Raw genomic sequence first — 13,441 nt, forward strand, 5'->3', positions numbered from 1 at the left:
TAAACCGCCATTTCATTTTTTCTGGATTTTGTCGAACGCAAGGGGGATAAATTACAAATGATGGCCTAAAAATTTAAATCTGTTGTTCTGGAGGTAATATGGGTGAAACGCAACTACTGGAACGCATTACGCTCGATCGGCAGGCCATTTCTTTTAACCGCATGTACACCACCAGCGCGATTTACTACCACTGGCATCAATGCGTTGAATTGCTCTATATCTCCAGCGGCTACGGCATCGTGGTGGTGGATAACCAGCACTACACCGCCCGTCCGGGGCGACTCTTTATCTTCCCGCCCTTCCGTTTGCACAAAGTGCAGGTCGATCATAGCGATAAGAACCCCTATCACCGCACGACGATGCACATTGAGCAATCGGTCGTCGAAAGTGCGCTCGGCGCCTTCCCGCGCCATCAGGCCCGGTTCGCCGCGCTGGCCGCCAGCAATCTGCCAGCACAGATTTACGATCTCAGCAATCACGCGGCGTTTATCGAGAGGATCCTTGAACAGTTTCAGCGCCTGGAGGGCAACGAGCAGACCGAGGCCTGCGAGGTGGCCTTTCTGATGATGCAGCTCATGACGTTTCTGCCCGAGCAGCCGCAGCCCTACCCGCCGCGCCAGCAGACCGTCGCCTCGCGGATTATGAGCTGGGTCGAAGCCCACTATGCCAGCAAGTTTTCGCTCGACCAGTTAGCCCACGACCTGGGGCTTTCACGCAGCTATACCTCACGCATTTTCCGCCAGCAGACCGGCGGTACCATCCACGAATATTTGCTGACCCGGCGAATAAAAAGCAGCTGCGAGCTGTTACGGTACAGCGATGAGCCTGTTGACGCTATTGCCCTGGCAGTCGGGTTTAGCGAGGTGACCTATTTCATTACCTGCTTTAAAAAGATGATGCGTCAGACGCCACTGCAGTATCGGCGCAGTATCCGCTGCACCAGGATTCCCTGTCAGGGCGATTTTGGACAGGCTTGCTGAACCTCCAGCCTGGCCGGGGGTTTTATGCACAAAAAAACCCAGGTCGCATAACGACCTGGGTTTCGAATTTGGCGGAAGCGTAGAGATTCGAACTCTAGAACCCTTTCGGGTCGCCGGTTTTCAAGACCGGTGCCTTCAACCGCTCGGCCACGCTTCCAAAGTGAGGCGCACTATAAACATCTATTAGCGCCTTGTAAAGCAGGAATTTTTCTATTTTTCCCCACACGCGTTTGACTGCGCAAAAAGTCACCCGCACGCTGACCTCACGTCACTCTCCACGACCTTGTACATACCGTAACATAGCAACGCTCATCCTTTTAAATCGCTCTGGTATAGAATGCCACAAAAATAGACGGTCATTTGTAGTGTAATTGTTATAAATCTGAATTCCCGCAGATTTTAGACATTACTGCCATGCAGTGTTACGGGTTGATGATGAAAATCAAGAATACGCTTTGCTTACATATCCTGATGGCAACCCTGGCCATTTTGTTCCTTTGTATTCACCCGCTGGTGACGAGCTTCGATCCACCGCTCGCCTTCCAGCCGCTGATTAAATCAATGGCGGGGACGCCTAAAGAACAAGCGGAAAAAATTGCCACTATTTCTCATGCCTTAGAAGGGAATGCGATATTCTTCATTGGTGCGTCTGAGGTAGCGACCTCAGAAGATGAACATTACGCTGTCTATAATTATTTTAATAAGCAATTACACAAACCCGTCGTGGCGTATGGCGATGCGTTTGTTGATGACGAAACGCAGTTTTTACTGTTCTCACGTTTTAAAAATAGCCTTAACGCAAACAGTAAAGTTGTTTTGCTTCTGGCACCTGACAGCTTTTACTCAAAAGGTCTGCCACCCGCTATCTATGCCGATAATTTCCCGGGCTCTGTTTTTAATCCTTTGATGAAGGATCCGCAGGCGCGCCCAATATTAGTCAATTATTTAAAACATATTGATAGTAAAGAAATAAGCCATTTAACCTTTGGTCAAATGCGTGTCTTTGGCTGGCACCCCGATCTGATATGGGACGAGGTGAGTTTCCAGTTTGCCAACGTCTGCACCCTGATAAAAAACGACTGGCTGGCACTGCTTCACGTCACGCCCCGGACGGTACAGCCGTGGCCGCCGCAGCCAACCACCCATATTGCCCCAGACTGGGATAAAGAGCTGGCGAATGCCCGCGAGTTAAATAAAAAACGCCAGCAGAGCGCGGCCACCTTGTGGATGGACAAAACGATTTACGAGGAGGACGGTACGCGGCAGCAGTGGGATGACACGCCGGTCGTACCTGCGCAAATCGCCGCGTTCAGAAAAACCGTCCAGCTGCTGAAAGACCGTCACGTGCAGGTGATTGCTATCGTTGACCCGGTTAACCCCTGGGCGCTTTACAATACCGATACCTTCCGCCCGGTTGATAAGCAAATTCAAACCATTCTGGAAGCGAACCAGATCCCCTATTTAGATATGTACGCCATGCCTTATCAGAATGGCTGGAACTGGGATCGTTTGCACCCTTCCGAGCTGGCCTGGGTTCCTATGATTCGCTTTATTGCACAGAGCTTTAAATAATGAAAATCGCGATCCGTCTTTTTTTCCTTTATCTCCTGCTGGCGATCACCATCGTCGCGTGGACCTCTGTCGATGACAGCATGAGTATGCAGCTGCATTTTGAATATCAAAAGTTCTGAGGCCGAATGATGTATAGCTCAGGCATGTTTTTTGTCTATTTATTTTCATCCGCCCTGGCGTTTGCGCTGGTCAATCGCGTATTACGTCATCGCCTGACGTATTTATCGGCGTTATCCGCTCTCGCCGCATTAGGCTGGGGCTATATTTTTCAGGGTGATTACCGTGTTCCCGCGGTCGTTTTTTTCAGTTTTTACCTTATCGCCACGTTAAAAGAAAAAGGATGGTTAAAAACCTGGCAGGCGATTGTGTTAACGCTGCTGCCTTTATTTTTGGTGAAATTGCATCTTAATCATCATCTCGGCATGATCGGCCTCTCTTTTATGACGTTCCGCGCGGTGGACGTGCTGCTCTATCGCAGTAAAAAAGAAGGGCAGAATTTCCTGCATTATTTCTGCTATCTGTTTATGCCCTTTATTATTCTGGCGGGCCCAATGTATCGCTGGCGGACATGGATGAACGACGTCAATAAGCCCGTCTTTGCCCTTAACCGCGAACAGTTTTTAGTGGCGCTGGAGCAAATCATTACCGGCATTGTCCAGAAGTTCCTGTTTGCCATGCTGGTTGATTCACTTGTCGTGCAGCCCTGGAGCCATAAGCCGTTTACGCTGACCGTGGGCGTGGTGATGTCGATTGCCTATAGCGCCTACCTCTACTTTGATTTTGCGGGCTACAGCAATATGGCCATCGGTGCGGGCCGCCTGTTTGGGTTGAATATTCCGGCAAACTTCAATATGCCGCTTCTGGCAAAGAATCCGCAGGACTTCTGGCGCCGCTTCCACATTAGCCTGTCTGAATGGCTGCGCGATGTGGTCTTTATGCCCGTTTATATGAACCTGATGAAGTTCAACTTTTTCCGTCAGAACAAAACGCTGGCGCAAAATATCGGTATTTTTTGCACCCTGTTTTGCATGGGGGCATGGAATGGCCTGGAACGCCATTACGTCATCAGCGGCGCGCTGTTTGGCGCCATTTCTGTCGCTCACAACATGCTGCTGTGGTCAGCCAAACGCAGCCCGGCGTTACACCGCGGGTTGCAGTATCCGGCTGTTGCGTTTTTGGGACGCATTTTGACGCTGGGAAGCGCCGCGGGCTCCCTTTACATCTTTAGTGGAATGTCACCTCTATGAAAAATCACTCCGATCTTCAGGAACTGCAGGATTTCTTGCGTGCGGCATTATACGATCCCGCCTCCCCGCAGCAGCTGGCCATCAGCGGCAGCGACGAAGCCTTAAGCTGGCTGCAGCTTTCCGCTGCCGTGACGGACTGGGCTCAGCGCTATCAGGGTTGCCAGCCTGTTGCCGGTACGCCGGTCGTCTTGTACGGACACCAGCAGGCCGAGTTCGCCGTGGCGATTTATAGCTGCCTGCTGCACAACATTCCGTACATTCCGGTGGACTGCATTTACCCGCAGGAGCGCCTGCGGGAGATCTGCCATCTGGCCAGCGCCCCTTACTATTATGACGTCGCGACCCGGCAGTTCATCGCCACGGGTGAACCGGGCAAAGTGCTGGAGGAGCAGGATCTGGCCTATATCATGTTTACCTCAGGCAGCACCGGCAAGCCTAAAGGGGTGCAGATTGGGCGTGAAAGCGTGTGGCACTTCATGAAATGGGTCAGCCAGGACTTTTCGCTGCCGGAAAAACCGGTCCTGATGAACCACGCGGTGTTCAGTTTTGACCTCTCCCTGATCCCTTTGCTGGCGAATCTGGCGATGGGTGGACACATCGTGCTGAACGCCAAAGACGATATTCAGAAAGAGAACTGGCTGGAGCGACTGAAAAGCAACGCCGTCTCCGCCTGGGTTTCCACCCCCTCTTTTGCGTATCAGCAGCTACTTTCCCCGCAGTTCAACAGCGAGTATTTGCCTGCGCTGAGCGTCTTTATCTTCATTGGTGAAGTGTTGAATAAAGCGCTGGTCAAACAGCTGCGCCGCCGTTTCCCGCAGGCCAAAATTATTAACTCCTATGGCCCAACAGAAGCGACCATCGCAACAACCGTCGTCGAGATCACGGATGCGATCCTGAACAGCGACAGCGCCGTGCTGCCGGTGGGGGTCATGATGCCTGAGAGCAGAATGGAAATTTCCGCTGAAGGCGAGCTGATCATCTGGGGGAAAAACGTCATGCGCGGCTACCTCGGCCTGCCGCAGGAGAACGCGGCGAAATTACTTCATCGGGAAAACGAGGCGTTTCGCGGCTACCGGACCGGCGATCTGGGTTATGAAGCGGGGCTCATCTACTGTCAGGGCCGCAACGACAGCCAGGTCAAACTGAATGGCTACCGTATTGAAATTAACGAGATCGAAAACCGCCTGCTGGCGATGTCCGGCATCAACGAAGCGGTGGTTCTGCCGCTGATGAAATCCTGCGGCAGCGTGCTGCGCATTGCCGCGTTCTGCGTGACGGAGCTGGCGCCGGATACCATCAAAACCTCACTGTCGAAGGTGGTTCCCCACTATATGGTGCCATCACAAATTATCGTAAAAGACGCTTTGCCGCTGAATCCTAACGGCAAAATTGACCGCAAGCTGCTGGACGCTTACGCCCGCACAAATTAATGACCCCAGGAAAAATTATGGAACAAGAAATTCTCGCCCTGTTCGAAAAAGTGTTATCCCGTAAGGTGGGCTTTCACGATGAACTGATTGAATCCGACATTCTCGACTCCATCCTGGCGGTCGATATGGTCCTGGAAGTACAGGACGTTTACGGCTGCATGATCCCGCCGACAGACGTGGCGACGGTGCTGAAAACCCCGGCGGACCTGGCCCGCTATATTGAAGAAAACCGCTAAACGCCCCTGCTGTTAATCCTGTCCTGAAGGCTCTGGCGCATCTCGCCAGAGCCCAGACGCAAAATGAATATCCTTCACCGGAATTAAACCAACCGCTTTTGTGATTTCTCCTACACTTTAGGGGTCGTGTTGTTCTTAACAGAGGAGTCTGCGGTATGGCATTCGTAACCACGAAAGACGGCGTCAATATTTACTACAAAGACTGGGGCCCAAAAGAGGCCCAGCCCATTGTCTTCCACCACGGCTGGCCGTTGAGTGCCGATGACTGGGATAACCAGATGCTCTTCTTCCTTGCAGAAGGCTATCGCGTTATCGCTATCGATCGCCGCGGACATGGACGATCGGACCAGGTGAGTGAAGGCCACGATATGGATCATTATGCGGCCGATGCGTCAGCCGTGGTTGAAAGCCTGGATCTGCACAATGCCGTGCACGTCGGTCACTCCACCGGCGGCGGCCAGGTCGCCCGCTATGTTGCGCGGTATGGACAACCACAGGGGCGCGTCGCCAAAGCGGTGCTCGTGAGCGCCGTCCCGCCTCTGATGGTCAAAACGGAGACGAATCCCGGCGGAACGCCCATCGAGGTCTTCGACGGTTTCCGCAAAGCGCTGGCGGCTAACCGCGCCCAGTTTTATCTCGACGTTGCCAGCGGTCCTTTCTACGGTTTTAATCGCGATGGCGCCGAGGTTTCGCAGGGTACGATCCAGAACTGGTGGCGACAGGGTATGATCGGAAGCGCCAAAGCCCACTATGAGGGGATTAAGGCGTTTTCAGAGACCGACCAGACGGAAGATTTGAAAACCATCACGGTTCCCGTTCTGGTGTTGCAGGGCGATGACGATCAGGTTGTACCGTATAAAAATGCCGCCCTTCTCCAGGACAAGCTGCTGGCGAACAGCGTGCTGAAAATTTATCCGGGCTTCCCGCACGGGATGCATACCACCCATGCGGATACTATCAACGCGGACATTCTGGCTTTTATTCGCTCATAACGCCGCGTTTCTTGCCGGGTGGCGCTGCGCTTACCCGGCCTACATTCCGCTACGATATTCCATTCAATGCATGAACGCCACCCGAGGGTGGCGTTGTTTATTCTGCTTAGCGCTTCTGCGCAACCAGTTGGATCATATTGAAATACGCTCCGGCCCCCGCGTCCATAATGGGCACCATCATCTCCTGAGCGATCTCGCATTGCATAAACTCATCCCACGCCTGCTGACAGGTATCCATCTCCCGTACGGCGATCAGCGCCGCACCGGGCTCTTTTTCCCACAGCGCTTTCCACCAGGAGAGCGGATAGAAATACCACTCAGGGGTCCAGAAAGGTTTAACCACCTCCGGGAGATGCGTTTCGCTGTACTCCCCGATAAACCCGGGAACGGCAACCGCAATGTACCCGCCGGGTTTGATAAAGGGTAGCAGCGTGCCCAGCATGGCGTCATTGTTGCCAAAGTATTGATATGCATCCACGCTGACGATCAGGTCAAAGTAATCATGCGCGAACGGGATCGCTTTTGTAGCATCAACCCGCAGCGGAAAGATTTTTCCGGCCAGATCCCGTTCGCTGAAACGCGCTGCATTTTCTCCCGGCGTAATCCACAGATCGGCGGCAAAAACCGTGGCGTCATATTTTTCGGCGAGCAGGATAGAAGAGATCCCTTTCCCGCAGCCGAGATCGAGAATGCGCATCCCTGGAGCGATATGCAGTTGAGCAACCAGCTCCTCGGTAAGCCGCATGGCGTTTGGGCCCATCATGGTGTCGAGCAAAAAAGCGCGGTCATAGCTATCTGTATAGGGTGTATTCATCACTGCTCCTTAGCGATTATCCAGCTGGGCGCGAACGTTGTTCAGCCCGGTGGTGTTGATGCGGTAAGGCTGCCCGTTCACGGATCGGATCAGCTTTTTGGCGCGGAGTTTTTTGAAGACGTTCAGCGTGCAGTCGCTCAGCACCAGCCCTTCACGGGTATAGCACTCAACGGACGTGACGCGGCCAGAACTGTCGCGGACGTGCACAATACGTCCACCTTTGGCGAGAACGTGTAAGGTACGTTGTTCCTGACGGGATAAATTCATACTGGAAAACCTGTGTAATCATCATGCGTAAAAACGAGCCCACACCCGCAGGTGCGTGCGTAAGGTTTAAGCGCAGCGATAACCAGTCCGTCCTGAGATGGGCGGGAAGCTGATTATCTGATGAAAACATTCTCCAGCATCAAAGCCTCGGTAAGCGGTAAAAAGGTATTTACGTGGTGAATGATAACGCCTGTTTTTTACAGGGGAATAGCGGGAGGTTAAAAGTGTGAACGGGATCGGTCCGTAAAATCGTCTTTCGTCAATTTTACTGCCAGACTGAAGCCCTTTACTGAACACCGACTGGAGCTCTTCTTATGCCTGATAACTATACCGTGGTTGAAACCGTCCCCACTGCAGAAGCGTTTTGCCGGCTGCGCGAAATCTCGGGTCTTAGCCCTCGCCCGCTGGAGGCCGCCCGAAAAGCGCTGCCCGGCAGCTGCTATGGCATGCATATAGTGTTTCAGGGAAAACCGGTCGGTATGGGGCGCATCGTAGGGGATGGTGCGTTGAATTTTGATATCGTCGACGTCGCGGTTGATCCGCTTCATCAGGGGAAAGGACTGGGCAGAGTCATTATGGAAACGCTTGTTGCCTGGCTGGATAACCACGCCTGTAAAGGAGCGTACGTTTGCTTAATGGCCGATGTGCCTGAGCTTTATACTAAATTTGGTTTTACGCTCGTTCGCCCGGCAAGCGAAGGAATGGCCAGAATCTGGTGAAGAACAAACCTGCGTTAAGGCAAAAGAAAAACCCCAGGTTAACAAGTAACCTGGGGTTTATATCTGGCGGAAGCGCAGAGATTCGAACTCTGGAACCCTTTCGGGTCGCCGGTTTTCAAGACCGGTGCCTTCAACCGCTCGGCCACACTTCCTGAGTGAGGCGAACTATAAACACCTCACCGCTTGCTGTAAAGAGTGCCGGCAATCGTTCGCTGTAAAAATAGTCAAAACGTGTTTAATCGGTTGAACTGACAACACATCGACGATTTTATCAGCACAGGCCTAGTGTTTTTTGATGTACATGTCTTTCGTGTAATAGTACCCCAGCTTATCCGGCGTAAATCCGCCCACCCACGGTTTAACCAGGTGCGTTCGGACGTAGTGATAAACCGGAATGGCGGGCACATCGCGTCCCAGCAGATCTTCCGCCTGCTGGTAGAACTTACCCCGCTCTTCCGTTGTTTTGGCTTTTGCGGCATTCACCAGCGCCTGGTCATATTCCGGATTGCTGTACTGGCTGGTGTTTTCGCTGTCGCCGGTGCGGAAGGTGTTCAGGAAGGTCGCCGCATCGTCGTAATCGGCAATCCACGCGTAACGCACCGCGTCAAAGTTGTGGGTATGCATGGTATCCAGCATGGTTTTCCACTCCTGATTTTGCAGCTTCGCCTCCACGCCGAGGTTTTTCTTCCACATAGAGCTGGCCGCAATCGCGATACGCTGGTGCGATTCAGAAGTGTTATAGAGCAGGTTAAAGCTCAGAGGGTGGCTTTCGTTGTACCCGGCCTCGTTGAGCAGTTTTTTCGCCTCAGCGATGCGTTTGTCCAGCGGCCAGCTGGCGTAATCCGGGTTCTGGAGCTTAACGCCGCCGATATCCGGCTGGCTGATGAGCCACGCCGGGCGCTGCCCCTGCCCTAAGACTTTCCCGGCAATGATGTCTTTATCGAGCGCCATGTTCAGCGCCTTACGCACGCGGGCGTCGTTGAACGGCGGCCGGGTGGTATTGAATTCGTAGTAATAGGTCGCCAGCTGCGGGGAGACATCGAGCTGGCTGCCCAGGGTTTTCTTGAGCTGCGCGAACTGGTTGATCGGCACCGTGTAGACAATATCAATTTCACCCGCTTTATAGCGGTTCACATCCGCGGCCTCGGAGGTGATAGGCAGATAGGTCACCTTGTTAATCACGGTATGGTCATTATCCCAGTAGCGCGGGTTGCGCTCCGCCACGATGCGTTCGTTGACCACCCACTGGGATAGCTTATAGGCCCCACTGGTGACGATATGTTCAGGCTTGGTCCACTTGTCGCCAAAGCGGCCAATCAGCACTTTATCCACCGGCACCAGCGACGGGTGCGCCAGCATCGCGAGGAACGCCGCGTTAGGCTGCGTCAATGTCACTTCCAGCGTGGTGTCGTTAATGGCTTTCACGCCCAGCGTATCGGGCGCTTTTTTCCCCTGGGCGATATCCGCACCATTTACGATGTGCATGTTGCCTGGATAGCTGGCGTACGGTGAAGCGGTTTTAGGATCAACCAGACGCTGCCAGCTCCAGACCACATCTTCCGCGGTAATCGCAGTGCCGTCGCTCCAGGTGATGCCTGGACGCAAATGGAACGTCCAGACGGTGTTGTCCTTGTTCTCCCATTTTTCCGCCAGCCGTGGCTGAACTTCACCCGACGGGGAAACGCTGACCAGCCCGTCGAATAAATCACTGATAATATTGAATTCGACGTCGCTTTCGACTTTATGCGGGTCGAGCGAAGCGGGCTCATTACCGTTGTTCCTGACCAGTTCCTGCTTATCGGCCAGCTGCGTTCCTGCCGGCACGTTAGCCGCCCAGGCTGCCGTGCTGGCGCACAGGATCCCGGCGGTAAGTAAAGAGAGCGTAAAGCGCGTGCGTGTTTGTGGTTTCATTTCCTTCGCCTTATTGTCTGTTTTTGTGACGATCCGGAAATAACTCTTAGCGGCCTTATGGTAATAACGCAATAATTTTCAGTAACCTATAAGAGGTTGATCTGATTAATCGCGTCAAACCGCTGTTCATACTGGTGAAACCTATTTATGCAGAAGAAACAACCAGCTCCCGCGCTAACCTGCTGAGTAAAGATGGGTAAAACCACTTTGAGAGTGACGCGCCGTTTCCTATTCTTTCCGTTAATTACATCTGTCATAAGAGAGTGACTCATGGATCGTATAATTACTTCCTCACGCGACCGCACATCGCTACTCAGCACCCACAAGGTGCTGCGCAATACCTATTTCATGCTCAGCCTGACGCTGGCGTTTTCCGCGATCACCGCCACCGCCAGCACCGTGCTGATGCTGCCGTCTCCGGGGCTGATCCTGACCCTGGTGGGCATGTATGGCCTGATGTTCCTGACCTACAAAACCGCTGACAAACCGGTCGGTATTCTGTCCGCGTTTGCCTTCACCGGCTTCCTGGGCTACATCCTGGGACCGATGCTGAACGCGTATCTGTCTGCCGGTATGGGTGACCTTATCGGCATGGCGCTGGGCGGTACCGCACTGGTGTTCTTCTGCTGCTCGGCCTACGTGCTGACCACCCGTAAGGACATGTCCTTCCTCGGCGGCATGCTGATGGCGGGTGTTGTGGTGGTGCTGGTGGGTATGGTGGCCAACATCTTCCTGCAACTGCCTGCCCTGCATCTGGCGATCAGCGCCGTGTTTATTCTGATTTCTTCCGGCGCGATCCTGTTTGAAACCAGCAACATCATTCGCGGCGGTGAGACGAACTATATTCGCGCCACCGTGAGCCTGTACGTGTCGCTGTACAACATCTTCGTCAGCCTGCTGAGCATCCTGGGCTTCGCCAGCCGCGATTAAGCACAACGGATATGAAAAAGGAGAATGCCCCGGCATTCTCCTTTTTTATGCCCTACTCACCCCGGCAAATGTAGGTGGGATAGCGCCGGTCCTGAATCAGCCACACGGAAGGCGAGAGTTCAGAGATGGTGAGATAGTAGCGTGCGGTCGGACTGGCAAAGCTCCCCCACTGGGCGTCGGGCGTATTGTCGTTGTGTCGACGCCAGGTTTCGGTGTAGCTCAACACAATGACGTTATCATCGTCCCGCTGCTGCCAGGTAAAGTCCACGTCCCTGTCAACGATCAGATTTTGCCCGTCAGCCCTTGCCGCGCCTTTATAGGTGGTCACTCCGGTACCGTCCCGATGAAAATAGAACTGGGCAACGGTATTGACCTTCACTTCGCTGGATTTTCCCTCATTGCGCGTAAAGTTAAATTCGGTGCTGCAGGCCAGCACATCCTTTTTAAACACACAGCCGGAATAGTAAAACAGCGCCAGGGCACTGCCGACCAATGCACCACCCAGCCCAAAAAGAAGTTTTATTTTCATTTTTGTGCCCCGCTTTTATAACGGATGGTTTTGCACAGGCTGGATTGACTGACCGGGCAGGCGCCAATGAACACCTCATCTGCGGCGGCAATAGAAAAACGGGCGCTGAAATAATAAATGTCGTACTCCTCACGTTCGCACGCCACGTTATTGGCCGCCAGCTGCGCCGCTAATTTCGATAACACCAGCGGTCTTCCGTGATCGTTGATAATCCAGAGACGACAATGCGCGATTTTCTCCTTAACCGGCATGAGTTTCGCCGGAACGAATATCCCCTGCTGCCGGCTAAAGTAGAAGCTCGCCCCCAATGCAGCAATAATCAATACGGCCGTCATCCCCCACCTTTTCAGGGAAGCGCGTTGTGGCTTTTCCACTTTCGCTGCAGACGGAGGCTGCGGTTCGGCGGGTTGAACACGCTCTCCGGGCTGAAAAATCACATCGGCCTCAAAACGAAACCCATAACGGGGTACGGTTACGATAAATTCGTACCCCTCTCCCAGTGCCTGGAAGCTTTTACGTAATTCGCTCACCGCTTTATTGAGATTATTTCCCGATGGCGTAAAGCCAAACTCCTCCCACACGCGGGTAATCAATTCCTCCCGACTCAGGTCGTGCCCTTTGTGCTTAATAAATTCCTGTAAAAGGCGAACGGCGGGGGCCGAAAGCGTTAATACAGATTCCGGTTGCCCAACAAGACTTATTGCATGTGCTTCAGGATCAAATAACAACGAATTATTGCATATAAAAAACATCTTTTATTCTCGGCTGTTACCGCATGCTTTTTAATCCCTGGTACATCGACATGAAAACCCCCTCCTGACTTGCTTATTTTTTCATCAGAAGGAATTTTCTCTCCATCCCTGGTCGCGGTATTTTCGCTTAACTATACAACCTTAAAGCCAGAAAATCAGGATAAAAAACTGTATATAACGAGTTAATTAATACAAATTTTCACAAACCGCTGTTCTGGTTAAAGTTTCCCTGCCCTGAAGCGATACGAAAGCAGACGGTGTCCTGGTGTTAACGCGCCGCCTTTAAACTCAGAGCAGGCAGACTTGATCGTGAAACAGAAAAAAAGAGTGAGCGTCACAACCGCCTTTTATGTCGCCGCGCTGTCATTGCCATTTTTCCCGGAAATGGCACTGGCCAATATGAGCGTGTATCCCATGGAACTTAACGTGGATAAGTCCGGTGCGGCGCAAATTAAGGTGGCGTCAAAAACGGATGATATTCAGTTCATTCGGGTGAGGCAAAAGAAAATTCTTAATCCCGGCACGGCCCTGGAAAAAGAGATTGATGTGGCGTCGTGGAAAGAGGGTGGCGTTGTTGTCACGCCGGAAAAATTCGCCCTTGCGGCAGGCGCAATGCGCGTGGTTCGCCTGGTATCGCTTACGCCCCCGGAAAAAGAGACGACCTGGCGCGTCTATTTTGAAGGGGTCAAGCAGCCTGACAGCATTATTCCGGGCAAGGCAGAACGCCCTGCTGCGACGGCAAGACTGGGCGTCAATGTAATCTGGGGCGCTCTGATCCATCTCGCACCGGAAAAAAGCGTGGTTTCGCTGTCGATTGACCCTCAGAGGGGAACGTTAAAAAACAACGGCACGTTGCGCGTGCCGCTGAGAGAGATCGGTATTTGTGATGCGGATTCGTCGTGCAGATGGATTAAAGAAGACGCGACGATTTATCCGGATACTGAACGGAAATTAAAAACGCTCGCGAAGGCGCAAGGCCAGAAATATAAATTCCGCTACTTCAACTGGCTGAATAAAACCGCTGAAGAAGCTGATTTACCCGTCGTGCAATAACACGACGTT

At 52.8% G+C, this 13,441-nt stretch carries 14 protein-coding genes and 2 tRNA genes; 9 read left to right on the plus strand and 7 right to left on the minus strand.

Annotation, left to right across the window (positions count from 1 at the left end):
* Positions 1 to 98: 98 nt before the first annotated feature.
* Positions 99 to 980 (plus strand): helix-turn-helix domain-containing protein, encoded by an 882-nt coding sequence (locus ACMGGE_RS09050; RefSeq protein WP_420293675.1) that lies wholly within the window; start codon positions 99 to 101, stop codon positions 978 to 980.
* A 69-nt stretch (positions 981 to 1,049) separates the two neighbouring features.
* On the opposite strand, the gene ACMGGE_RS09055 is transcribed toward ACMGGE_RS09050, so the two are convergent.
* Positions 1,050 to 1,137, minus strand: a tRNA-Ser gene (locus tag ACMGGE_RS09055).
* 278 nt (positions 1,138 to 1,415) lie between these two features.
* On the opposite strand from ACMGGE_RS09055, the gene ACMGGE_RS09060 reads away from it, so the two are divergent.
* The 5 genes from ACMGGE_RS09060 (at position 1,416) to ACMGGE_RS09080 (ending at position 6,457) form a co-directional block, all read left to right on the plus strand.
* Entirely contained in the window at positions 1,416 to 2,552 is a 1,137-nt protein-coding gene (locus tag ACMGGE_RS09060) for a D-alanyl-lipoteichoic acid biosynthesis protein DltD (RefSeq protein ID WP_048027280.1), read from the plus strand.
* A gap of 128 nt (positions 2,553 to 2,680) precedes the next feature.
* Entirely contained in the window at positions 2,681 to 3,799 is a 1,119-nt protein-coding gene (locus tag ACMGGE_RS09065; RefSeq protein ID WP_420294185.1) for an MBOAT family O-acyltransferase, read from the plus strand.
* Positions 3,796 to 5,229: an AMP-binding protein gene (locus tag ACMGGE_RS09070; protein ID WP_111966963.1), complete on the plus strand. Its 1,434-nt coding sequence runs from the start codon at positions 3,796 to 3,798 to the stop codon at positions 5,227 to 5,229. Before ACMGGE_RS09065 ends, ACMGGE_RS09070 begins: the two co-directional genes overlap by 4 nt.
* A gap of 17 nt (positions 5,230 to 5,246) precedes the next feature.
* On the plus strand, positions 5,247 to 5,465 hold the full coding sequence (locus tag ACMGGE_RS09075; RefSeq protein ID WP_008499867.1) for an acyl carrier protein: 219 nt from the start codon (positions 5,247 to 5,249) through the stop codon (positions 5,463 to 5,465).
* Positions 5,466 to 5,620: 155 nt separating this feature from the next.
* Positions 5,621 to 6,457: an alpha/beta fold hydrolase gene (locus ACMGGE_RS09080; protein WP_045908349.1), complete on the plus strand. Its 837-nt coding sequence runs from the start codon at positions 5,621 to 5,623 to the stop codon at positions 6,455 to 6,457.
* Positions 6,458 to 6,563: 106 nt separating this feature from the next.
* Here the strand turns inward: ACMGGE_RS09080 and ACMGGE_RS09085 are convergent, their stop codons facing one another.
* Positions 6,564 to 7,271 (minus strand): SAM-dependent methyltransferase, encoded by a 708-nt coding sequence (locus ACMGGE_RS09085; protein WP_420293676.1) that lies wholly within the window; start codon positions 7,269 to 7,271, stop codon positions 6,564 to 6,566.
* A gap of 9 nt (positions 7,272 to 7,280) precedes the next feature.
* Positions 7,281 to 7,538: a YjhX family toxin gene (locus tag ACMGGE_RS09090; protein WP_008499869.1), complete on the minus strand. Its 258-nt coding sequence runs from the start codon at positions 7,536 to 7,538 to the stop codon at positions 7,281 to 7,283.
* A gap of 314 nt (positions 7,539 to 7,852) precedes the next feature.
* Here ACMGGE_RS09090 and ACMGGE_RS09095 point away from each other — a divergent pair, with 314 nt between their 5' ends.
* Positions 7,853 to 8,257, plus strand: a complete 405-nt coding sequence (locus tag ACMGGE_RS09095) for a GNAT family N-acetyltransferase (protein WP_048027271.1) — start codon at positions 7,853 to 7,855, stop codon at positions 8,255 to 8,257.
* Positions 8,258 to 8,321: 64 nt separating this feature from the next.
* Here ACMGGE_RS09095 and ACMGGE_RS09100 read toward each other — a convergent pair.
* Together ACMGGE_RS09100 and ACMGGE_RS09105 are read right to left on the minus strand one after the other, a co-directional pair.
* Positions 8,322 to 8,409: transfer RNA gene (locus ACMGGE_RS09100), tRNA-Ser, on the minus strand.
* A 130-nt stretch (positions 8,410 to 8,539) separates the two neighbouring features.
* Positions 8,540 to 10,168, minus strand: a complete 1,629-nt coding sequence (locus ACMGGE_RS09105; protein WP_395299939.1) for an ABC transporter substrate-binding protein — start codon at positions 10,166 to 10,168, stop codon at positions 8,540 to 8,542.
* 270 nt (positions 10,169 to 10,438) lie between these two features.
* On the opposite strand from ACMGGE_RS09105, the gene yccA reads away from it, so the two are divergent.
* Positions 10,439 to 11,098, plus strand: a complete 660-nt coding sequence (yccA, locus tag ACMGGE_RS09110) for an FtsH protease modulator YccA (protein WP_023335168.1) — start codon at positions 10,439 to 10,441, stop codon at positions 11,096 to 11,098.
* A gap of 52 nt (positions 11,099 to 11,150) precedes the next feature.
* Here yccA and ACMGGE_RS09115 read toward each other — a convergent pair whose 3' ends face one another.
* On the minus strand, positions 11,151 to 11,627 hold the full coding sequence (locus ACMGGE_RS09115; protein ID WP_069719488.1) for a hypothetical protein: 477 nt from the start codon (positions 11,625 to 11,627) through the stop codon (positions 11,151 to 11,153).
* On the minus strand, positions 11,624 to 12,379 hold the full coding sequence (locus tag ACMGGE_RS09120) for a winged helix-turn-helix domain-containing protein (protein WP_325818652.1): 756 nt from the start codon (positions 12,377 to 12,379) through the stop codon (positions 11,624 to 11,626). The genes ACMGGE_RS09115 and ACMGGE_RS09120 overlap by 4 nt, the downstream gene beginning before the upstream one ends.
* Before the next feature lie 327 nt (positions 12,380 to 12,706).
* Between ACMGGE_RS09120 and ACMGGE_RS09125 the strand changes: the two genes are divergently transcribed.
* Positions 12,707 to 13,432, plus strand: coding sequence for a fimbrial protein (locus ACMGGE_RS09125; protein WP_223540234.1), 726 nt, complete (start codon positions 12,707 to 12,709; stop codon positions 13,430 to 13,432).
* Positions 13,433 to 13,441: the final 9 nt, after the last annotated feature.

It is taken from the genome of Enterobacter sp. BNK-22, assembly GCF_048684805.1.
GTDB classification, from domain to species: Bacteria; Pseudomonadota; Gammaproteobacteria; order Enterobacterales; family Enterobacteriaceae; genus Enterobacter; species Enterobacter quasiroggenkampii.